Here is a 20224-nt window from a genome sequence, read left to right on the forward strand (position 1 = left end):
GTCGCAAGATACTTCAGCTCTGCCGGTGGCAGCGGACGGCGACGATCGCGACGTCGTCCTCGCTGCGCCGGGCCACGATCCGGTCGAGCAGCGCGTCGCAGAGCGCGTCGGGGCCGAGCTCCCCCAGGTCGCGGACGGCGCCCATCAGCCGCTCGAGCCCGGCGTCGATCGTGGTGCGGCCCTGCTCGACCAGCCCGTCGGTGTAGAAGAGCACGGTGTCCTCCGGCAGCAGCCGGTGCACGTGGTCGGTCCGGTTCTGGGCGATGTCGGCGCCGAGCAGCGGTTCGGGGCGGGCGGAGAGGACGTCGATCGTCCCGTCGGCGTGCCGGACCAGCGGGGGCAGGTGGCCGGCCGACGACCAGCGCAGCCGGCGCACGCTCTGCTCGCGCTCCTCGGGCGTCTGCTCGATGCGGGCGATCAGCGCGGTGGCCATGGTGCCGATCCGCAGCCCGTCCATCACCTCGTCGACCCGGCCGAGGACCGCGGCCGGTTCGTCCTGGCGGTCGAAGGCGATGCCGCGCACGATCGAGCGGATCTGGCCCATCGCGGCGGCCGCGTCGACGTTGTGCCCGACGACGTCGCCGATGACCAGCAGCGTGGCGCCGTCGGGCTGCTGGAAGGCGTCGTACCAGTCGCCGCCGACGTGCATGTTGATCGCCGCCGGCTGGTAGCGGACGGCGATCTCCAGGTCGTCCGGCTGCGGCGGCGGGGTGAGCAGGCTGCGCTGCAAGGTCTCGGCCACCTTGAGCTGCTGGCCGTAGAGCCGCGCGTTGTCCAGCGCCAACCCCGCGCGGCGGGCGACCTCCACAGCGGTGGCGATCTCCATCTCGCTGTGCGGACCCCGTGCACTGGTGTTGAGCAGCACCAGGCCGCCGAACGTCTCGCCGCGAGCCCGCAGCGGCACGATGACGAACGAGTCGGTGTCGAGGCGTCGCCAGGCGGCGCGCACCTCGTCGCTGGTCAACTGGTAGTCGACCAGCTCTGACGGGATCGGGTGCATCGCGATCGGCTCGCCGGTGTAGAACGCGGCGGCCATCGGGCTGTCCTGGTCACCGTCACCCTGGTCGGGCCGGTCCAGGTAGGCGTCCATGTCGGGGATCCGGGCGGGATCGCTGTGCGCCCGGGCGCTCTGGGTCGGCCGGCGGTCGTCGCCGAGCAGGGCCACGATGGCCCAGTCGCCGAGCCGCGGGACGACGAGGTCCATCAGCTTCTGCAGCGCGTCGTCGACGTCCAGCGAGCTCGAGATCATCGCCTCGCTGACCTCGGCGAGGAAGCGCAGCCGCTCGCGGTCGGCGTCGGCCGCGTCGTCGTCGTCCGGACCCGCGAGGAGGGCGGCGTCCTCGCGCCCGTGGTCGCTGGCCTCGCGGAAGCTGACGTGCAGCCGGTCGCCCCGGCGGACGGCGGTGGCGTTCAGCCAGCGCGCGGCCGGCGCGTAGTAGCCGTGCCAGCTGACCTGCGAGCCGACGCTCCGGGCGTGCAGCAGGAAGCTGTGCAGGATCGTGCCGCCGAGCTCGGGCAGGGCGATCCAGATGTTGCGGCCGAGCAGCTGCGTGCGGTCGCGCTGCAGGATGCCGGCGGCGGAGCGGTTGACGTAGACGATGGTCCAGTCCGCGTCGAACACGGCGACACCCTCGGGGACGGCGTCCAGCGCCTCCCCGAGCAGCTCCGGATCCACCGGCGCGGAGGCACCGGCATCAACCACGACGTCTCCCGCGATTCGGCCGGTGGGTGATCATCTCCCACCCATTCGCGCTGACCGTACGCCAGCGGCCCGCCGACCCGGTGCATGTGCCGTCGTCGAGCCCCCGTGCGGGTGAGGGCCGCCAGGACGGGGAATGCTCTTCGCATGCTCGCTGAGGCAGAGGCGGGGACGACGGCGGCCGGCTACGGCCTGGGGACGGCGGTCGCGGCGCTGGCGGCGGTGCTGTTCGCCGTAGGCGCCGTCCTGCAGCACGAGGCCGCGGAGAAGAGCACGGTCGGCGGCACCCTGCGGATGGGGCAGCTGCTCCGGCGGCCGCGCTGGGTCGTGGGCCAGCTGTCCACCGCGGCCGGCACCGGCATGCAGGTGGTCGCCCTGGGTCTCGCGCCGGTCGCCGTGGTCCAGCCGGTCCTGGCCGTGGCGCTGGTCGTCGCCCTGGCGATCCGGGCGGTCCGCAACCGCCAGGTCCCGCTCCGGCTGGAGCTGATCGGCGCCGCGCTGACCACCGGCGGCCTCGCCGTCTTCCTCGTCGCCGCCAAACCGGCCAGCGGGGTGCACACGCACCAACCGTCCACGCTCGCGGTCATCACCGCGGTCGCGGTCTCCGTCGTGCTCGTCGCCGTGGCCACGCTGTTCAAGCGCGGGGCGCACGGCGCGCTGGCCTGCGGCAGCGCCGCCGGGATCGCCGCCGGCATCGGGGCCGTGCTCATCTCCGTCGGGCTGACCTCGCTCCGCGAGGGCGGGTGGGTGCATGCCCTGGCCGGCATCGCGGTGTGGGGCGCCCTGGTGGTGGCCATCGTGGCGCAGGTCGGCGGTCAGCAGGCGTACGCGCGCGGCTCGCTGGCCTGGTCGCTGCCGGCGCTGATCCTGCTCGACCCGGTCGCCGCGATCCCCGCCGCGCACCTGCTGCTCGGCGAGCGCCTCGAGCACGGGCACGCGGTGGTCTGGCTGCCGGCCGCGGCCGTTGCGGCGGTCGGCGTCGTCCTGCTCGCCCGGACCGGCGAACACGCGCCCGACGCCTCGTCGGAGCACCCCTCCGACGAAGAGCACCCCCGAGCAGCCTGACGGCATCTACTGGGTGCGTCTGACAGTTCTCTGCTGTTGTCCACAGGCCGCTGAGCTGCGGATTCGTATTGTGCTCCGCCGCTTTCGAACGTATGATCGAGGGCGTGACCATCCCTTCCGACCCGCTGGCCTTCGGGCCGCAGACTGCCCTGGGGCGCGGTGCGCTGGGGGCGGCGCAGGTGGCGGATCGGGCGATGGGTGCGGCGTTCGTGGCCCGATGCCGGGCGCTCGCGGCGTTCGCCGCGGAGCGCCCGGCATCGGCCGATCGGGCGCAGGGCGAGCCCGGGGCGATGAGCCCGGAGCGGTGGGCGGCGCGCCCGGAGCTGCTCCAGCCGGTGTCGGAGTGGGCCGCGCCGGAGCTCTCGATCGGGCTGAGCTGCTCGCGGCGCAGGGCCGAGGATCTGCTGGGCCAGGCGCTGATGCTGGCCCGGCTGCCGGCCGCGCTGGCCGCGACCGAGGCCGGGCTGCTCACGGTCGGGCATCTGTGGTGCCTGGAGGAGCACGTGGCGCCGCTGGCCGACCCGGTGCTGCGCGCGGAGGTCGAGGGTGTGCTGCTGGACTGGGTCGCCGGCCGGGCGGCGAAGGGCACGATCACCACCCCGGGGCAGTTGGCGGAGAAGGTGCTGCGCGAGCTGGCCCGGCGCAACGCCCGGGATCGGGCGCAGGAGGCGATCAGGGCGCTGGCGAAGCGTGGCGTGCGGCTGGAGGGCGAGCGCGGGGTGGGCCTGGCCGGCCTGGGTGTGGTCGGGACGGTGCCGGAGATCGAGGCGCTGCACGCCGCGCTGTCGGCGTGTGTCGACGCGCTGCCGAAGGACCCCTCCGACACCCGCACCCGCGAGCAGAAGCTGCTGGACGTGCTGCTGGACCTGGTGCTGCGCCCCGGCGAGTCCGGGCTGCCGCCGGTGCAGGTGGTGCTGACCCTGGTCGCTTCGGTGCAGACCGCACTGGGCGGCGATCAGCCCGCGGAGCTCAACGGCCGGATCGTGTCCGCCGAGACCGCCCGGCAGCTGCTCAACGCGCTGACCGGCGCCGGCCTCGGCGACGGAGCCCTGGCCGAGCTGCGGCGCATCGCCGAGGAGGACGCCGAGCGAGTGCCTCCCGAGCCGGTCGGCACCGCGCCCGACAGCGAAGACTTCGCCGACTGGGAGCGTCAGTGCCAGGCGGAGGACGACGATCCCGATCCGATGCCCGATGACGTGTGGCTCGCCTCGGTGGAAGCCCGGCTGGCCAGCGGCGAGATCGAACTCGAGCTGGATCGGGAGCTGGCCGCGGCGCAGGACCGCTGGTGGCGCGAGTACGCCGCCGGGCTGCATCCCGACCCCGACCCGGACGATCACCCCGAACCAGCACCGACCGAACCATCCCCGACCGATCCACCGCCGGGTGGTGGCTGGTGGGCGAGTGCGGAGCGGGCGCTGGAGGAGGCGCGGGCCGCGCAGGAGCAGGCCGAGTGCGCCCTGGCCCGCGCCGGGGGGCAGGTGCGGCAGGCGGTGTGGTCCGACGCCGAAGACGAGCAGGCCTGGCGGACCGGCAGCGGCGGCCGCGTCGACGCCGCCGAGGATGCGATGACCGCGCTGCGCGCGGCCACGATCGCCGACCGGACGGCGCTGACCGACCTGCTGCGGCGCACCGCCGGCGGCGGGCTGGCCGAGCGTCCCCGCCTCGCGCTGGTCGACGCCCTCACCGGCGCCCTGGTCTCCCTCACCGACCTGCCCGCGCTGGGCCGGGCCGTACGCGACGGGCGCGCCCTGGGCGCGCCGCCGCCGACCGGCGGCTACCGGCCCGGCGCCGAGCTGGACCGGTTCCTGCGCCGCCGCGACCGGCGCTGCCGCTTCCCCGGCTGCCGGCTGCCCGTCTCCAAGGGCGAGCTCGATCACTTCGTGCGCTGGCCCGAGGGCCCGACAGACGCCATCAACCTGGCCGGGTTCTGCACCGGCGACCACCGCGGCAAGCACCAGGCCCCCGGGTTCACCCACGCCATGACCGCCGACGGCACCCTCGTCGTCACCACACCGTCGGGCATCACCGCCACCACCGACCCGACGCCCTTCTGAGCCGCCTCGACAGCGTCGCCCCCTCACGGCATGTCTCATGGGCGCCGTCCTCACCAGTCAGCGCACCCCCGCGTCGAGAACGTCACCCGGCCACCCACGGAGCCTTGTTGAACGGGGCGCCGGTGCGCCTCCCGCACCGACGGCAGATCTTCTCGTCCGGCGCCGGGGCCTCCTCTCCGTCTGGGTGCCGCTGGACGTAGGAGTGAAACCCGACCCAGCACCGCAGTGGCTTCCGAGTCATGAACCGACGCTAGGAGTCGCCGATTGCGCCGGGGAAGGGCCTTACGGACCGGTGCGGCAGGCCCTCGCCGCTGACTCTGGGCGTCTGCTTGGCGCGCCCCTGCTCTGGAACCCCTGGCGGGTCGAGGGTGGGGAGGACTCGCCCTACTGTCCCTAAATGGGCCGCTTGAGGGCACCCGGCCGATCCGCCGCTGAAGGGTTCCCCTCCTGGTTGAAGCTGGTCCGGCCGGGGGAACGCGGCTCCAAACGGGACAAAGACGCCACGCCCGGCGAGCACCGGAAAGGTTGACGTGCAGCCGTCAGTGGTATTTCGCGAACTCAGCGAGGGGCCAACTTCGGGCTTCGGGATGGGGAGGCGTCGCCAACATGGCTCAAGGACGTCTGGCGGCTCAGGGGCGTCGGGCGGCGCAGGGGCGACGAGCGGCACCGCGGGCCGCGGATTCCCGGCGCATCTCCGCCCGTCCGGCACAGACCGGCACCGACGCAGCCACGCGGCCGGCCGCGGGCGCGGCTCGGGCTGAGCAGGTCCCCCGTGACCCCCAGCGCAGTCGGGACACCCGCACGGTCACCGAACGACATGTCGACCGCGGTACCCGCGGGGCGCAGCCACCCAGCGAGCGCCCACCGCGCCCGGAGAGCACCGAGGATCACCCGGCCGGCGGCGCCGACGGCAGCACGCGCACAGCCCGGCCGCCTCACGAGACCCGCGACATCGTCTCGGCGACGCTGCACCGCGCCCGTGCGGCGCTGCGCGGGCTTCTCGCTGGTCCGCTGCAGGCAGTCCGGCGCATGGTGCGTCGGTTGTCATCGCGGCTTGCTTCGGCAGTGGGCGACCGCGCAGGCCACGGTGGCGGGGCGGCGCGGGCCGCGTTGGCCGCCGTGCAAGCCGTCCTGGCCGGCCGCAATCCTGTGGTCGCGGCGATCAAGGCCTGGGTTGCCGGACTGAGCACGCCCGTGAAGATCCTGCTGATCGTCGGGCTGGCGCTGTTCGCGCTGCTTGCCCCGCTGCTGCTCTTGCTGCTGCTGGTGGCCCTCGCCGTTGCCGTCGTGGTGGTTTCCGTTCGGACGCCGGCCGCTTCCCTTTAGGCCGCGCAGACGCGAACCGGCCGGCATGCGGAAAGCACGCCGGCCGGTTCGTCGAGGAGTACCCGCCTACAGCAGCTCGAGGATGGTGGCGTTGGCCTGGCCGCCGCCCTCGCACATCGTCTGCAGCCCGTAGCGGATGCCGTTGTCGCGCATGTGGTGCACGAGCGTGGTCATCAGCCGCGCACCCGAGCCGCCGAGCGGGTGGCCGAGCGCGATCGCGCCGCCGTTGGGGTTGAGCGCCTTGGCGTCGGCGCCGAGGTCGGCCAGCCAGGCCAGCGGCACCGGGGCGAAGGCCTCGTTGACCTCGAACGCGCCGATCTGGTCGATCGACAGGCCCGACTTCGCCAGCGCCTTCTGGGTCGCCGGGATCGGCGCGGTCAGCATGATCACCGGGTCGGCGCCAGCCAGGACGGCGGTGTGCACGCGGGCGATCGGGTTCAGCCCGAGCTCGCGCGCCTTCTCCGACGTCGTCATCAGCAGCGCCGCCGAGCCGTCGGAGATCTGCGACGAGTTGCCCGCGGTGATGACGCCGTCCTCCTTGAACGCCGACTTCAGCGTGCCGAGCTTCTCGACGGTCGACTCACGGATGCCCTCGTCGTGGGCCACCACCCCGGCGTCGGTGGTCACCGGCGCGATCTGCGCGTCGAAGCGCCCCTCGTCGCGCGCCGCAGCAGCCTTCTCGTGCGAGTGCACCGAGAACTCGTCCACCTGCTGGCGCGAGAAGCCCCACTGCTCGGCGATCATCTCCGCGCCGATGCCCTGGTTCGGGAAGACGCCGTAGCGGTCCATGAACGGCGCCGGCAGCGGGTTGCCGCCGACCGACGTCGCCGTGCCCATCGGCACCCGGGACATCGACTCCACACCACCGGCGACGACGAGGTCGTACTGCCCGGCGATCAGCCCGGCCGCGGCGAAGTGCACCGACTGCTGCGAGGACCCGCACTGCCGGTCGACGGTCACGCCGGTCGCCGTCTCCGGCCACCCGGCGGTGAGCACCGCGGTGCGCGCGATGTCGAAGGTCTGCTCCCCCACCTGCGACACGCAGCCCCAGATGACGTCGTCCACCGCGGCCGGGTCCACGCCCGCCCGCTCCACCAGCGCCTTGAGCACGTGGGCCGACAGGTCGGCCGGGTGCACCCCCGACAGCCCGCCGTTGCGCTTGCCGGTCGGCGTGCGCACGGCCTCCACGATCACTGCGTCCCGCATGTCCAGTCCCCTTCGACGGCGTGTGGTCTGCCACCAACTCTGCATCGCACTGTAGGTGCACTTCCCGAACTCAGGACAGCGGCTCCTCGGAGGCGCGTGGCCGGCGGAACGGGTTGGGTCCGGTCCGGAACAGCGTCTCCTGCACGAAGCTCGCGGCCAGGACGCCGTCGGCGGTGTGCAGCGTGCCGGTGTACCAGCCGCGCCCGGCCGCCACGGTCCGCGGCACGAGGTCCATGAGCACCCACTCGTCCAGCCGCGCCGGGCGGTGGAACCACAGCGCGTGGTCCAGCGACGGGCCGGGGCTCGCCTCGTCGTGCGGCAGCGCGGACAGACCCGTGCCGATGTCGGACAGGTAGGTCAGCGCGCAGGCGTGCACCAGCGGGTCGTCCGGCAGCGGCGTGGTGCTGCGCGCCCAGAACCGGGTCGGCCAGTGCGCGCCGGGATAGGGCTGGGACGGACGGCGTCCCTCGAAGGAGAACAGCCGCGGCAGCTGGTGCGAGGGCAGCCCGTCCGGCGGCTCGGCGTCCGGCGCGGGGTCGACCGCGACGTCCGGCCCGGTGCCCTCCGCGGCGAACGACACCGACATGTTGAAGATGACCTCGCCGCCCTGCAGCGCGACCACCCGCCGGGCCGAGAACGAGCCGCCGTCGCGGTCGCGGTCCACCCGGAAGACGGCGGGCCGGGCGGCGTCCCCGCTGCGCAGGAAGTACCCGTGCAGCGAGTGCGGCAGCCTGTCCTCCGGCACCGTGCGGCCGGCCGCGAACAGCGCCTGCGCCGCCACCTGCCCGCCGTAGAGCGGGTAGGGGTCGGCGAAGACCAGCCGGCTGCGGTACAGGTCGCGGTCGATCTCCTCCAGGTCCAGGACGTCGAGCAACGACGACGTGCTCAGCGGCCCTTCCACACCGGCGCCCGCTTCTCGGCGAACGCCGTCGACCCCTCGACGGCGTCCTCGCTGGCGAACACGGGGCCGGTGAGCTCCGCCTGCCGGCGCCAGCTCTCCTCCCAGGACCAGTCGACGGTGCCGCGGGCGATCTGCTTGGTCGCGGCCACCGCCAGCGGGCCGTTCGCGGCGATCGTGGCGGCCAGGTCGAGGGCGCCGTCGAGGGCGGCGCCCTCGTCGGTCAGCCGGTTGACCAGCCCGATCTCGGCCGCCCGCGGCGCGCTCAGCGCCTCGCCGGTGAGCAGCATCTCCAGCGCCAGCGCGTAGGGCACGCGCTTGGGCAGCAGCAGCGCCGCTCCCCCGGCCGCGACCAGCGACCGCTTGACCTCCGGGACGCCGAACTTCGCGGTCTCGGCGGCGACGACGAGGTCGCAGGCGAGCAGCAGCTCGAAGCCACCGGCCAGCGCCCACCCCTCGACCGCGCCGATGAGCGGCTTGCGCGGCGGCGTCTGCGTGATGCCGCACAGGCCGCGGCCCTCGATCGCCGGGGTCTCCCCGCGCAGGAACGCCTTGAGGTCCATGCCCGCGGAGAACGTACCGCCGGCGCCGGTGAGCACGCCGACGCGCAGCTCGTCGGAGGCGTCCAGCTCGTCGACGGCCGCCGCGACCGCCTCGGCGACGGCCTTGTCGAGGGCGTTCTTCGCCTCGGGCCGGTTGATCGTGATGACCTGCACGCCGTCCCGCTGCTCGACCAGCACCACGTCGTTCACTGAGCCTCCTCGCTCTGCACCACGGCCCCGCTGGCCAGCAGTGCGTCGACCTCGTCGTCCGCGAACCCCCACGCGCTCAGCGTGGCGACCGTGTCCTGCCCGGGCCCCCTGGGTGTGCCGCGCACCTCGGCGGGGGTGCGGGAGAAGCGCGGCGCCGGTGCCGGCTGGAAGCCGGTCGGTGTCTCCACGTACGTCCCCCGCGCCGCCAGGTGCGGGTGCCGCGGCGCCTCGGTGAGGCCCAGCACCGGCGTGACGCAGGCGTCGGTCCCCTCGAACACCGCCGTCCACTCGTCCCGGGTGCGCGAGGCGAACGCCTCGGCGATCAGCCGCCGGTGCTCCGGCCACCGCTGCACGTCGTGCTGGCCGCCGGGCAGGTCGACGCCGAGGCCGGCGACGAACTGCGCGTAGAACTGCGGCTCCAGCGCGCCGACCGCCATGAACCCGCCGTCGGCGCAGGCGTAGGTGTCGTAGAACGGGGCGCCCCCGTCGAGCAGGTTGCTGGCCCGCCGGTCGCGCCACAGGCCGCCGCCGAGCATCCCGTGCACCATCGTGATCAGGGAGCTGGCGCCGTCCACCATGGCCGCGTCGACGACCTGGCCGCGGCCGCTGGTCGCGCGCTCGAGCAGCGCGGCGAGCACCCCGACGACGAGGAACATCGAGCCGCCGCCGAAGTCGGCGCCGATGTTCAGCGGCGGGACCGGCTTCTCCTTCGGGCCGATGGCGTGCAGCGCGCCGGTCAGACCGAGGTAGTTGATGTCGTGCCCGGCCCGGTCGGCCAGCGGGCCGGTCTGCCCCCAGCCGGTCATCCGCGCGTAGACCAGCCGCGGGTTGCGGGCGAGGCAGTCGTCGGGCCCGAGGCCGAGCCGCTCGGTGACGCCGGGCCGCAGCCCTTCGACGAGGACGTCGGCCCGCTCGACCATGCGCAGCACGGTCTCTCGCCCGTCGGGGTTCTTGAGATCGACCGCGGCGCACGGGCGGCTGCGGTGCAGTGCCTCCTTCTCCGGCGGGAAGAGCTTCGCTCCCCCACCGGGCCGGTCCACGCGGACGACGTCGGCGCCGAGCTCGGCCAGCAGCATGCAGGCGTACGGCCCGGGCCCCAGCCCGGACAGTTCGACGACGCGGATACCGGCCAGCGGGCCGGACGGCGGCAGCACGGCTCGCACGCTAGCAACGCGGTCCGGCGTCCCCCGAGCGGGCGTGATCGAATCGGCGGCGGGCGACAACGGGGAGGTCGACGCAGGTGAACGGCAGGAGAGCCCTGGGGACGTGCGCGGTGGCGCTCGGCGTCCTGCTGGCGAGCGGCTGCGCCACGACCGTGCGCGGGCAGGCCACCGCGGACCCGGCGATCGGCCCCGGCGAGGCGGTGGCGCCCTCGACCGACCCCCCGTCGTCCTCGTCGTCCGCACCGGCCGCTCCGGGGGGCAACGCGCGCGGCAACATCGAGAAGCAGATCGGCGAAGAGGCCGGCGTCACCGGCACGGACGGCTCGGACCTCATGACCTTCACCGTCGACGCGATCCAGGTCGACTACCCCTGCTCCGGCGACTATCCGCAGCCGCCGGAGAACGGCCACTTCGTCGGGCTCTCGATGCACATCACGACGGCGCCGAACCTGCCGGCCGACTCCTTCGTCGACATCAACGCCACCGACTTCTCGTTCATCGGCGGCGACGGGGTCACGGTCAGCAACGTCGACACCTTCCCGGCGTTCACCTGCGCGCCGGACGCCGAGCAGCTGCCCAGCGGTCCGCTCGGCAGCGGCCAGCAGTACGTCGGCACGCTCGTCCTCGACGTCCCCGAGACGACCGGGATCGTGCAGTACCAGCCGCTCTACCTCACTCAGGGCGGCTGGGAGTGGCACTTCTAGAGACTCAGGCGTCGCCGTAGACGGGGATGCGGGCGCCGCTGGTCGGGGCGGAGTCGGGGCCGGCGAGGAACGCGATCACGCGGGCGATCGCGGCCGGCGCCACGGCGCGGGCGGCTAGGTCGGGCGGCATCCACTCGCGGTTGGCCGGGGTGTCGATCACCGACGGCAGCACGCAGTTGACCCGGATGCCCTGCGGGCGCAGCTCCTCGGCGAGCAGCTCGGTGAGCCGGACGACGGCGGCCTTGCTCGTCGCGTGCGCGACCGGCGCCGCCCCGGTGACGGCGGTCTTCGAGCCGACGGTGACGATCGCCCCGCCGTCCCCCATGCGCGCCGCCGCCTGCTGGGCCGACCAGAGCACCGACGCCACGTTGGAGCTCCACATCGCGTCCCAGATCTCCTCGGTCAGGTCGGCGAGGGACGACGGCCGGAACCCACCGGCCAGCGTGACGAGCGCCGACACGGTGCCGATCTCGTCGATCGCCCGCCAGGCCTGCGACACCGAGTCGCGAACGGCCAGGTCGGCCGCGACGGCGTGCACTCCCGGTTCGCCGCCCAGCCGCTCGAGGCGCTCCCCCGCGCGATCCAGCGCGACGACCTCCCGGCCGGCGCCGCGGAACTCCGCCACGACCGCGTGACCAAGCGCACCCGCCGCGCCGGTGATCACCACCAGCCCCTGCTGCTCCACGCGGTTAGCGTGGCAGGACGTGTCGACTCCCGCGCCGCGCGCCCTCGTCCCCGCGCTGATCTTCATCGGCACGTGCGTCGCCGTCATCAGCAGTCTCGGCGCCCCGCTGGTCCCGGCGATCGCGGCCGACACCGGCGCCTCCCCCGCCTCGGCGCAGTGGACCCTCACGATCACGCTGCTCGTCGGCGCCGTCGCGACCCCGGTCGTCGGCCGGCTCGGCGACGGCCCGCACCGCCGTCCCGTGGTGCTCGCCGTCCTGGCCCTCGTCGTCCTCGGCGGCGTCCTCGCCGCGCTCCCCCTCGGCCTCGGCTGGATCATCGCCGGCCGCGGACTGCAGGGCTTCGGGCTGGGCCTCACCCCGGTGGCGATCGCGACCGCCCGCGACGTGCTCGCCGGCGAGCGGGGCCGCTCGACCGCGGCGGCGCTGTCGCTCACCACGGCGGCCGGGATCGGGCTCGGCTACCCGATCACCGGCGCGATCGCCGAGCTCGGCGGGGTGCACGCGGCGTTCTGGTTCGGCGCGGCGTTCACCGCGATCGCCCTGGTCACGGCGCTCGTCGTCTTCCCGCCGTCCCCGTCCCGCCCGGCGACGCGGCTCGACGTGGTCGGCGGGCTGCTGCTCGGCGTGGGGCTGGCCTGCCTGCTGCTGTTCATCAGCGAGGGCGAGGCGCACGGGTGGGCGTCCCCGTGGCTGCTCGCACTGGTCGCCGTCGCCGTCGTCTCGCTCGTCGCCTGGGTGTTCTGGGAGCTGCGCCGTCCGGCGCCGTTGGTGGACCTCCACCTCGCCCGCGGCCGGACCGCCTCCGTCGCGCACGCCGCCTCGATGCTGACCGGCCTGGCCAACTACCTGCTGATCACCGGCGTCACGTTCCTCGCGCAGACGCCGGAGTCGTCCGGGTACGGCTTCGGCGCGAGCGTGGTGCTCTCCGGGCTGATCCTGCTGCCGTTCTCCGTGGGCAGCCTGCTCGCCGGGCGCGTCGTCCGCGGCCTGGTGGTCCGCGGGCGCGGCGCCGTCGTCCTGCCGGCCAGCGCACTGATCGTCGCCGCCGCTGCCCTGCTGTTCGCCACCGCCCGCACCCAGCTGTGGGAGCTGTTCGTGCTCATGGGGGTGTGCGGGTTCGGCGTCGGCGGGGCGTTCTCCGCCTTCCCCGGCCTGATCGCCCGGGCGGTGCCGCCGAGCGAGACCGGCAGCGCGATGGGCCTGAACCAGGTGCTGCGCTACGTCGGCTTCGCCTCCGGCAGTGCCCTGACGGCCACGCTGCTGGAGGCCGCCACGCCCGGGTCCGGCGGCGTCCCGGCCAGCAGCGGGTACACGGTTCTCGGGCTCGTGGCCTGCGGGGTCGCGCTGGTCACGGCGGTGCTCACCGCGGTGCTGCTGCGCCACCCCGCGCCGGCTCCCGCAGCGGTCGCGGAAGCCGCGGTTACCGGGCAGTAGCCGATGTGGGATCGTCGGGGAAGCCACGCGTACGACGGCGAAGGCGCCGTCAGGGAGTAGAGGTCCGATGCGGTTGCAGCTGTCCCCGGAGGACGAGGCCTTCCGGGAGGAGATGCGCACCTTCTTCACCACCCAGGTGCCGCAGTCGATCCGCGACACCGTCGCCAACCACCGCCACCTGACCAAGGACCAGTACGTCGAGACCCAGCGGATCCTCAACGCCGCCGGCCTCGCCGTCCCGCACTGGCCGGTCGAGTGGGGCGGCAAGGACTGGACGCCGCTGCAGCGGCACATCTGGCGCGAGGAGATGCAGCTCGCCGCCGTGCCCGAGCCGCTGGCGTTCAACACCAGCATGATCGGCCCGGTGCTCGCCCAGTTCGGCTCGCAGGAGCAGAAGGAGGAGTTCCTCCCGAAGACGGCGAACCTCGACATCTGGTGGTGCCAGGGCTTCTCCGAGCCCGACGCCGGCTCCGACCTGGCCTCGCTGCGCACCACCGCCGTCCGCGAGGGCGACGAGTACATCGTCAACGGCCAGAAGACGTGGACGACGCTGGGGCAGCACGCCGACTGGATCTTCTGCCTGGTCCGCACCGACCCGACGGCCGAGAAGCGGCAGCGCGGCATCTCGATGCTGCTGTTCCCGATGGACACCCCGGGCGTCACCATCCGCCCGATCGAGCTGCTCGACGGCACCCACGAGGTCAACGAGGTCTTCTTCGAGGACGTCCGGGTGCCCGCCGAGAACCTGGTCGGCGAGGAGAACTCCGGCTGGACGATCGCCAAGTTCCTGCTCGGCAACGAGCGGGTCGGCATCGCCCGGGTCGGCCACACCAAGCGGCTGCTGGCCGACGCCAAGGAGCACGCCCGCACCATCGTGTCCAACGGCACCCCGCTGTCGGAGGACCCGGGCTTCACCGCCCGGATCGCCGAGATCGAGAACGAGCTGCTGGCCCTCGAGCTGACCGCGCTGCGCGTGGTCGCGAACTCCTCCGGCGGCCGGCCCGACCCGGCCTCCTCGGTGCTCAAGCTCCGCGGCTCCGAGCTGCAGCAGGCCGCCACCGAGCTGCTGGTCGACCTGGCCGGGCCGCTCTCGCTGGCCTCCTACGCCGACGGCGGCTCCGACGTCCCCGAGTGGGCGCGGGCGGCCACCCCGGAGTACCTGAACTACCGCAAGGTCACCATCTACGGCGGCTCGAACGAGGTTCAGCGCACCATCATCGCCGGCACGATCCTGGGGTTGTGATCTCACCGTGGACTTCACCTACGACGACGAGCAGAAGGCCCTCCGCGAGGCGGTGAGCGGGCTGCTCGCCCGCGCGTACGGCGACAGCGAGCAGCGCCGCCGGGTCACCGCGGCCGACCCCGGGTTCGACGAGAAGACCTGGGCGCGGCTGGCCGAGATGGGGCTGCTCGGCCTGCCCTTCCCCGAGGAGTCCGGCGGCATGGGCGCCGGCCCGGTCGAGGTCGCGATCGTGGCTGAGGAGATCGGCCGCGTGATCGCGCCCGAGCCCTTCGTCGAGGCCGTCGTCCTGACCGGCGGGCTGATCCAGGCCGAGGGCACCGCCGCCCAGCGGGAGGGGCTGATCGGCGGGCTGGCCGAGGGCTCGCTCATCCCCGCGTTCGCGCACGCCGAGCCCGGCACCCGCTGGACGCCGACCGCCTCCGGGGTCAAGGCGACCGAGGACGGCGGCACGTGGCGGCTCACCGGCGTCAAGGAGCCCGTGCTGGGCGGTGCCCGCGCGGACGTGCTGATCGTGAGCGCGGTCGCCGGCGGCGGCACGCGGCTGTTCGTCGTCCGTGGCGACGCCGACGGGCTGACCCGCACCGGCTACCGCACCCACGACGGCGGCCGCGCGGCCAAGGTCGAGTTCGCGAACACCCCGGCCGAGCCGCTCGGCGACGCCGGCGCCGACCAGTCGGTGGCGATCGACCGGGCCCAGGCCGAGGCGCGGATCGCCTACGCCCACGAGGCGATGGGCGCGATGCAGACCGCGCTGACCACGACGACCGAGTACCTCAAGACCCGCAAGCAGTTCGGCGTCACGCTCAACAAGTTCCAGGCGCTCACCTTCCGCGCCGCGGACATGTACGTGTCGCTGGAGCTGGCCCGCAGCATCGCGCTGTGGGGCTCGCTGGTCATCGACGCCGGTGGCGACGTCGTCACCGCCGCCGAGCGGGTGCGGCTGCAGATCAGCAAGGCGTCGCGGCACATCGGCAAGGACGCGATCCAGCTGCACGGCGGCATCGGCGTCACCGCGGAGTACTCGGTCGGGCACTACACCAGCCGGCTCACCGCGATCGACCACGTGCTCGGCGACGGCGCCTGGGCGCTGTCCCGGCTCGCGGCCGACGTCGACAGCTACCCGACCGTCGACCCGCTCGGCGCCCCCTACGCCTGAGCAGAGTGGTTTCGCGCGCTTAACCGCGCGCGGTTAAGCGCGCGAAACCACCTCAAGGGAGGCGGGCTAGGAAGTCGAGCATGGCCTGGAGGGGCTGCTTCCAGCGGGCGTCGAGCATGAGGTCGTGCCCCATCCCGGGGAACTCGACCAGCTCGGCGTCGTAGCGGCGGGCGGTCGCCCGGATGCTCGACGCGGGCAGCAGCTCGTCGTCCGGCGACTCGAGCACGAGCACCGGCGCTCCGCCCAGGGGCTTCGGGGCCGGCCTGTGGAAGATCAGCTGGTACTGCGCCAGCGGTGACTCCTCGCCGCAGCGCCCGCTGTGCCGGGCGGCCTCGTCGCCGTCCAGCTCGCGGAACAGGTACTCGGGCCTCATCGGCAGGCTCCGGCCGGCCAGCATCCCGAGCGCGTCGCCCGGGTGCCGGCGCAGCAGCCGCAGGTACGCGTACACCGCAGGCTGCGCCGGAACCGGCGCGACCAGGACGCCGGCCCGGGCCGCGTAGCGGGACAGCGCCCGCGTCACAACCAGCCCGCCCATCGAGTGCCCCACCAGGACGGCGGGCCGCGGCAGCCCGAGCGCCGTCTGCACGACGTCGTCCACGTAGTGCGACAGCCGCGCCGTCCCCAGCCTCCCCGAGCTGCCGGCGTGCCCCCGCAGCGAGACCGCGTACGCCGGGTACCCCGCCGCGGCGACGCCGTCGAGCCAGTGCTCCCAGCACCACGAGCCGTGGCCGAGCCCGTGCACCATCAGCACCGGCGGGCGCTCGGGGGTGGCGGAGTCGGGCAGCCGTTCGACGAGCTCGAGTTCCACTAGGTCTCCTGCGCGGGGAGGGCTTCGATCACGAACACGTCCGTGCCGGTGGGCACGGCCCGGCCGAGGGAGAACCCCGCGGCGCTGAGCAGGGTGCCGTACTCCGCGAGCTCGCGCTCCTGGCCGCCGGGCGCGACCAGCATGTTCAGGTCGGAGAACGCCGTCCGGACCGGGTCCGGGGCGAGGTCGAGCACCTGCTCGACGATCAGCACGACGCCGCCCGGGGCCATGGCCCGCCGACAGCTGCGCAGGATCGCCACGCACTCCTCGTCCGGCCAGTCGTGCAGCACCGCCTTGAGCAGGTAGGCGTCACCGCCCTCGGGCACGGCGGCGAAGAAGTCCCCGCCGACGGCCCTCATCCGCTCCGCCGACGTCACGGCCGCGACCGTCTGCGGCTGGTCGAAGAGCACCCCGCGCACCCCCGGGTGCACGGCGAGGATCGCCGCCAGCTGGTGGCCGCGTCCGCCGCCCACGTCGACCACCGTGCCGAACCGGCCGAAGTCGTAGGCGCGCGCGACGGCGTCGGCGACCGGCCCGGCCAGCGACGTCATGGCCCGGTCGAAGATCGCCTGCTCCAGGGGACGGGTGGCGCGGTACTCCCAGACCGACGTCCCGTGCACCAGGGAGAAGGCGTTCTCGCCGGTCCGCACGCTGTCCGCCAGCGCCGCCCAGGCCTGCGCGTACGAGGCCCGGCCGACCAGCCGGGCCCAGCCGGCCACCGACCCGGGGACGTCGGTGCGCAGCGTGGCGCCGAGCTCGGTCAGGGCGTACCCGCCGTCGTCCTGCCGCTCGTAGACCCCCACCGTGCTCAGCGCGCGCAGCAGCCGGCACAGGGTCGGCTCGTGCACGCCGGCGGCCTCGGCGAGCTCGGCCGGGGTGCGCGGGCCGTCGGCGAGCAGGTCCGACAGCCCCAGCCACGCGGCGACCGACAGCGCGTGCGACACCTGGTAGCCGTTCACCATCGCCCGCATCCGCGCCACCGGGTCCATAGCCCGCGATCCTGGCCCGGAGCGAGCCCCGGCGGGAGCTATCCGATCATCGCGGCGCGCAGCTCCTCGGCCTCGACCCAGACCCGCTCCAGCACCGGGGGCAGCGCCTCCTCACCCAGCACCCCGCAGGTGAGCCGGCTGATCGGGATCGGCTCGTAGTCCTCGAGCGTCAGCCGGCCGGCCACCTCGAACGCCGCACGCAGCAGCGACCCCTCCGGCGCCGTGATCTCCTCGACCTTGTTGAGGACGCTCACCATCTCGCGGGGGAAGCCCCACTGCTCCAGCGCGACGGCGGTCAGCCGCAGCGCGGAGATGCCGTACCGCTGCACCTCGGCCGCGCGCAGGTCGGCGAACGCGGGGTTGTCCGCCCGCAGCCCGGCGTGCCCCTCGGGGTCGTTGTGGGCCAGCAACGCCATCCCGAGCTGGGCCAGCAGCCCGATGCACAGCGCGTCCTGCGGCCGCTCGCCGAAGCGCGGCGCGAGGGTCGAGGCGGACAGCGCGATCGTGGTGGTGAGGTCCCAGAAGTCCTCGGGGAGGCGGGACTCGTCGTCCAGGTCGGTCAGCGCGACCGTCGCCATCGTCCGCACGGTGGTGAAGCCGACGACGGTGACGGCGAACTGCAGCGAGGTCACCCGCCCGCGCATGCCGAAGTAGGCCGAGTTGGCCAGCTTCATCACCCGGCCGGCCAGCGCGACGTCGGTGGCCAGGATGGCGGCGAGCTTCTTGGAGCTGGTGTCGTCGGCGTTGGCGACCGAGACGATCTGCGCGGCGACCGGCTTCTGCGCGGCCATGGTGTCGATGCTGGCCAGCACGCGCTCGATGTCGAACGACGGCGCGGGCACGGCGGTGAGGGGGGTCATCGGGGCAGCTCCGGGTCGGTCGGGGTCTCGAGGGTCTCGCGGTGGGCGGCGAACCAGGTCGTGATCTCCGGGCCGCTCATCGGCCGGCCGAGGCTGAAGCCCTGCAGGAAGGTGGCGCCCAGACGGGCCAGCTCCTCGGCCTGCTCCACGGTCTCCACGCCCTCGGCGACCGTGCACAGGTTGAGGTTGTGGGCCAGCGCGATGACCGCCGAGGCGATCTCGGCGTGCCCGTCGGCCAGCTCGGCGACGAACGAGCGGTCGACCTTGAGGCAGTCGACCGGTAGGTGGCGCAGGTAGGCCAGCGAGGAGTAGCCGGTGCCGAAGTCGTCGATGGCCACCTCGACGCCGAGGTCGCGCAGCTGCTGGAGAACCTCGCGGGCGAACGTCGGGTCGGCCATGAGGGCCGACTCGGTGATCTCGATCTGCAGCCGGCACGGCTCCAGCCCGTGCCGGTGCAACGCCGCGCGGACGTGCACCGGCAGGTTCTCGTCGAGCTGCAGGGCGGAGACGTTCACGTTGGCCCGCATCGGCGCGGCCATGCCCAGCTCGGCGTCCCAGTCGGCGAGCTGCCGGCAGGTCTCGTCGAGCACGAGCAGGCCCAGCGGCGAGATCAGCCCGCTCTCCTCGGCCAGCGGCACGAACGTGACCGGGCTGATCAGGCCGCGTTCCGGGTGCTCCCAGCGGGCCAGCGACTCGACGGCGACGGGGGCGCCGTCGCCGGCGCTGAAGATCGGTTGGTAGAGCAGCGCGATCTCGCCGCGCTCGATGGCGTCGCGCAGGTCGGCCACCAGACGCAGCTTGTCGCGCGCCTGGGCGCGGCCCTGCTGGTCCAGCACGGTGATCCGGCCCTTGCCGCCGGCCTTCGCCTGGTACATGGCGATGTCGCAGTCGCGGATGAGCTCGTCGGCCTCCACGTGCTCGCCGGTCTGCACGGTGACACCGACGCTGGCGTGCGGCCGGACGTCGACGCCGCCGAGCCGGACCGGCGCCGACAGCGCCTCGCCGATCCGCTGGGCCAGGGTCACCGCGGCGGCCTCGTCCACCCCCTCGCAGACGACGACGAACTCGTCGCCGCCGAACCGGGCGACCAGGTCGCCGGGGCGGACGGTCCGGGTGAGCCGGGTGGCCACCTCCACCAGCAGCAGGTCGCCGGCGGCGTGGCCGAGGGAGTCGTTGACGACCTTGAAGTTGTCCAGGTCGAGGAAGAGGCAGGCCAGCTCGCTGCGGCCGGCCGCGAAGCGCTCGGCCACGTACTGGGCCAGCAGCGTCCGGTTGGGCAGGCCGGTCAGCGGGTCGTGGTTGGCCTGGTGGGCCAGGCGCTCCTCGAAGGCCAGCCGGTCGGTGATGTCCTCGATCGTGCCGACGAAGCCGGCCCCGACGCCGGGGGTGAACAGGTGCGCGAAGCGGAGCACCGTCGTCCGGACGGTGCCGTCCTCGCGGACCATCCGGGCCTTCGCCTCGCCGTCCCCGCCCTCGAGGGCGTCCGCGGCCGACTCGAGGACCTCGTCGAGGTCGTCGGGGTGGACGGCGTCGAGCCAGCTCGTGCCGAGCAGCTGCTCGGCGCGGCGGCCGAGCAGGCTGCAGAAGGCGTCGTTGACGTGCGCGAGCCGCATGCCCTGCTCGGAGAGCAGCATCGGGATCGGCGAGCGCTCGGTCAGGGTGGAGAAGCGGCGCTCGTGCGCGTCGGCGGTGGCCCGCAGCGCGCGCTCCTGCTCGTTGGTGCCGGCGACCACCCGCAGGGTCCACATCCGGCCGCTGGGCATCGGCGTGGAGATGATCGCGCAGTCGACGGTCGCGCCGCTGGCGGTGCGGATCGGCAGGTTCATCTGGGTGCCGCGCTCTCGGCGCAGCAACAGCTTGAGCTCGCCGCCGCGCAGGGTCGGCAGCAGCGTCTCGAAGGGGAGGTTGCCGAGGTCTTCCACGCCGTAGCCGAGCAGCTTCACCGCGCCCTGGTTTCCCCAGGTCACGCGCGTGGTGCCGGCGGTCCGCTCGGCGACGAGGATCGCCATCATGTCCGTGACGGCGGCACCGTAGAAGATGCCGGCGACGATCTCCGGTGACGGCTGACCCGCGATCATCGCGGTCGGCTCGGCGGCCACGGTCCTCCCCTCGTCCATGTTGCGGAACCGGCGCGGCCGGTTTCCTGTGCGGGCGTCTTTCGGCCGACACCCGGGCCGTGTT

The 20224-nt window shown here is 74.0% G+C and carries 17 protein-coding genes; 7 read left to right on the forward strand and 10 right to left on the reverse strand.

Going from position 1 to position 20224, the window contains the following annotated elements:
• Positions 1-13: 13 nt before the first annotated feature.
• Entirely contained in the window at positions 14-1702 is a 1689-nt protein-coding gene (locus GGQ55_RS24605) for a PP2C family protein-serine/threonine phosphatase (RefSeq protein ID WP_366490180.1), read from the reverse strand.
• Positions 1703-1846: 144 nt separating this feature from the next.
• On the opposite strand from GGQ55_RS24605, the gene GGQ55_RS24610 reads away from it, so the two are divergent.
• From GGQ55_RS24610 to GGQ55_RS24620, 3 genes are all read left to right on the forward strand, one after another.
• Entirely contained in the window at positions 1847-2764 is a 918-nt protein-coding gene (locus tag GGQ55_RS24610; protein WP_179721352.1) for a DMT family transporter, read from the forward strand.
• Between the two features lie 104 nt (positions 2765-2868).
• Positions 2869-4818 carry an HNH endonuclease gene (locus GGQ55_RS24615; RefSeq protein WP_179721354.1) on the forward strand — a complete coding sequence of 650 codons (1950 nt, stop codon included), beginning with the start codon at positions 2869-2871 and terminating at the stop codon, positions 4816-4818.
• Between the two features lie 1065 nt (positions 4819-5883).
• On the forward strand, positions 5884-6144 hold the full coding sequence (locus tag GGQ55_RS24620) for a hypothetical protein (protein ID WP_179721356.1): 261 nt from the start codon (positions 5884-5886) through the stop codon (positions 6142-6144).
• 66 nt (positions 6145-6210) lie between these two features.
• Here the strand turns inward: GGQ55_RS24620 and GGQ55_RS24625 are convergent, their stop codons facing one another.
• From GGQ55_RS24625 to GGQ55_RS24640, 4 genes are all read right to left on the reverse strand, one after another.
• The gene (locus tag GGQ55_RS24625; protein WP_179721358.1) at positions 6211-7350 is read right to left on the reverse strand and encodes a thiolase family protein; all 1140 of its coding nucleotides are present in this window, start codon (positions 7348-7350) and stop codon (positions 6211-6213) included.
• Between the two features lie 70 nt (positions 7351-7420).
• A complete protein-coding gene (locus tag GGQ55_RS24630; RefSeq protein ID WP_366490183.1) occupies positions 7421-8251 on the reverse strand; it encodes an acyl-CoA thioesterase in 831 nt (276 codons plus the stop codon).
• The gene (locus tag GGQ55_RS24635) at positions 8236-9000 is read right to left on the reverse strand and encodes a crotonase/enoyl-CoA hydratase family protein (protein WP_179721360.1); all 765 of its coding nucleotides are present in this window, start codon (positions 8998-9000) and stop codon (positions 8236-8238) included. Before GGQ55_RS24635 ends, GGQ55_RS24630 begins: the two co-directional genes overlap by 16 nt.
• Positions 8997-10154, reverse strand: a complete 1158-nt coding sequence (locus GGQ55_RS24640) for a CaiB/BaiF CoA transferase family protein (RefSeq protein ID WP_366490185.1) — start codon at positions 10152-10154, stop codon at positions 8997-8999. The genes GGQ55_RS24635 and GGQ55_RS24640 overlap by 4 nt, the downstream gene beginning before the upstream one ends.
• Positions 10155-10240: 86 nt before the next feature.
• On the opposite strand from GGQ55_RS24640, the gene GGQ55_RS24645 reads away from it, so the two are divergent.
• Positions 10241-10867, forward strand: a complete 627-nt coding sequence (locus tag GGQ55_RS24645; RefSeq protein ID WP_179721362.1) for a hypothetical protein — start codon at positions 10241-10243, stop codon at positions 10865-10867.
• 4 nt (positions 10868-10871) lie between these two features.
• On the opposite strand, the gene GGQ55_RS24650 is transcribed toward GGQ55_RS24645, so the two are convergent.
• Positions 10872-11552 carry an SDR family NAD(P)-dependent oxidoreductase gene (locus GGQ55_RS24650; protein WP_218859432.1) on the reverse strand — a complete coding sequence of 227 codons (681 nt, stop codon included), beginning with the start codon at positions 11550-11552 and terminating at the stop codon, positions 10872-10874.
• A 19-nt stretch (positions 11553-11571) separates the two neighbouring features.
• On the opposite strand from GGQ55_RS24650, the gene GGQ55_RS24655 reads away from it, so the two are divergent.
• From GGQ55_RS24655 to GGQ55_RS28665, 3 genes are all read left to right on the forward strand, one after another.
• Positions 11572-12987 carry an MFS transporter gene (locus GGQ55_RS24655; RefSeq protein ID WP_366490188.1) on the forward strand — a complete coding sequence of 472 codons (1416 nt, stop codon included), beginning with the start codon at positions 11572-11574 and terminating at the stop codon, positions 12985-12987.
• A 67-nt stretch (positions 12988-13054) separates the two neighbouring features.
• A complete protein-coding gene (locus tag GGQ55_RS24660; RefSeq protein ID WP_179721365.1) occupies positions 13055-14230 on the forward strand; it encodes an acyl-CoA dehydrogenase family protein in 1176 nt (391 codons plus the stop codon).
• Between the two features lie 7 nt (positions 14231-14237).
• Positions 14238-15386, forward strand: a complete 1149-nt coding sequence (locus GGQ55_RS28665) for an acyl-CoA dehydrogenase family protein (RefSeq protein WP_179721367.1) — start codon at positions 14238-14240, stop codon at positions 15384-15386.
• Between the two features lie 52 nt (positions 15387-15438).
• Here the strand turns inward: GGQ55_RS28665 and GGQ55_RS24670 are convergent, their stop codons facing one another.
• The 4 genes from GGQ55_RS24670 to GGQ55_RS24685 are packed head-to-tail and all read right to left on the reverse strand — an operon-like array spanning position 15439 to position 20160.
• A complete protein-coding gene (locus GGQ55_RS24670) occupies positions 15439-16194 on the reverse strand; it encodes an alpha/beta hydrolase (protein ID WP_179721370.1) in 756 nt (251 codons plus the stop codon).
• Positions 16194-17183 carry a methyltransferase gene (locus tag GGQ55_RS24675; protein WP_179721372.1) on the reverse strand — a complete coding sequence of 330 codons (990 nt, stop codon included), beginning with the start codon at positions 17181-17183 and terminating at the stop codon, positions 16194-16196. The genes GGQ55_RS24670 and GGQ55_RS24675 overlap by 1 nt, the downstream gene beginning before the upstream one ends.
• Before the next feature lie 38 nt (positions 17184-17221).
• Complete coding sequence (locus GGQ55_RS24680; RefSeq protein ID WP_179721374.1) at positions 17222-18043, reverse strand: HDOD domain-containing protein; 822 nt, start codon at positions 18041-18043, stop codon at positions 17222-17224.
• The gene (locus GGQ55_RS24685; protein WP_246323865.1) at positions 18040-20160 is read right to left on the reverse strand and encodes a putative bifunctional diguanylate cyclase/phosphodiesterase; all 2121 of its coding nucleotides are present in this window, start codon (positions 20158-20160) and stop codon (positions 18040-18042) included. Before GGQ55_RS24685 ends, GGQ55_RS24680 begins: the two co-directional genes overlap by 4 nt.
• Positions 20161-20224: the final 64 nt, after the last annotated feature.

Origin of the sequence: Petropleomorpha daqingensis, from assembly GCF_013408985.1 — a bacterium.
Lineage (GTDB): Bacteria > Actinomycetota > Actinomycetes > Mycobacteriales > Geodermatophilaceae > Petropleomorpha > Petropleomorpha daqingensis.

Excerpts from the sequence above, each read along its gene's own strand:
- GGQ55_RS24610 (WP_179721352.1), top strand. The coding sequence starts at position 1,847 with ATGCTCGCTGAGGCAGAGGCGGGGACGACGGCGGCCGGCTACGGCCTG.
- GGQ55_RS24625 (WP_179721358.1), bottom strand. The coding sequence starts at position 7,350 with ATGCGGGACGCAGTGATCGTGGAGGCCGTGCGCACGCCGACCGGCAAG.
- GGQ55_RS24680 (WP_179721374.1), bottom strand. The coding sequence starts at position 18,043 with ATGACCCCCCTCACCGCCGTGCCCGCGCCGTCGTTCGACATCGAGCGC.
- GGQ55_RS24685 (WP_246323865.1), bottom strand. The coding sequence starts at position 20,160 with ATGGACGAGGGGAGGACCGTGGCCGCCGAGCCGACCGCGATGATCGCG.
- GGQ55_RS24660 (WP_179721365.1), top strand. The coding sequence starts at position 13,055 with ATGCGGTTGCAGCTGTCCCCGGAGGACGAGGCCTTCCGGGAGGAGATG.
- GGQ55_RS24675 (WP_179721372.1), bottom strand. The coding sequence starts at position 17,183 with ATGGACCCGGTGGCGCGGATGCGGGCGATGGTGAACGGCTACCAGGTG.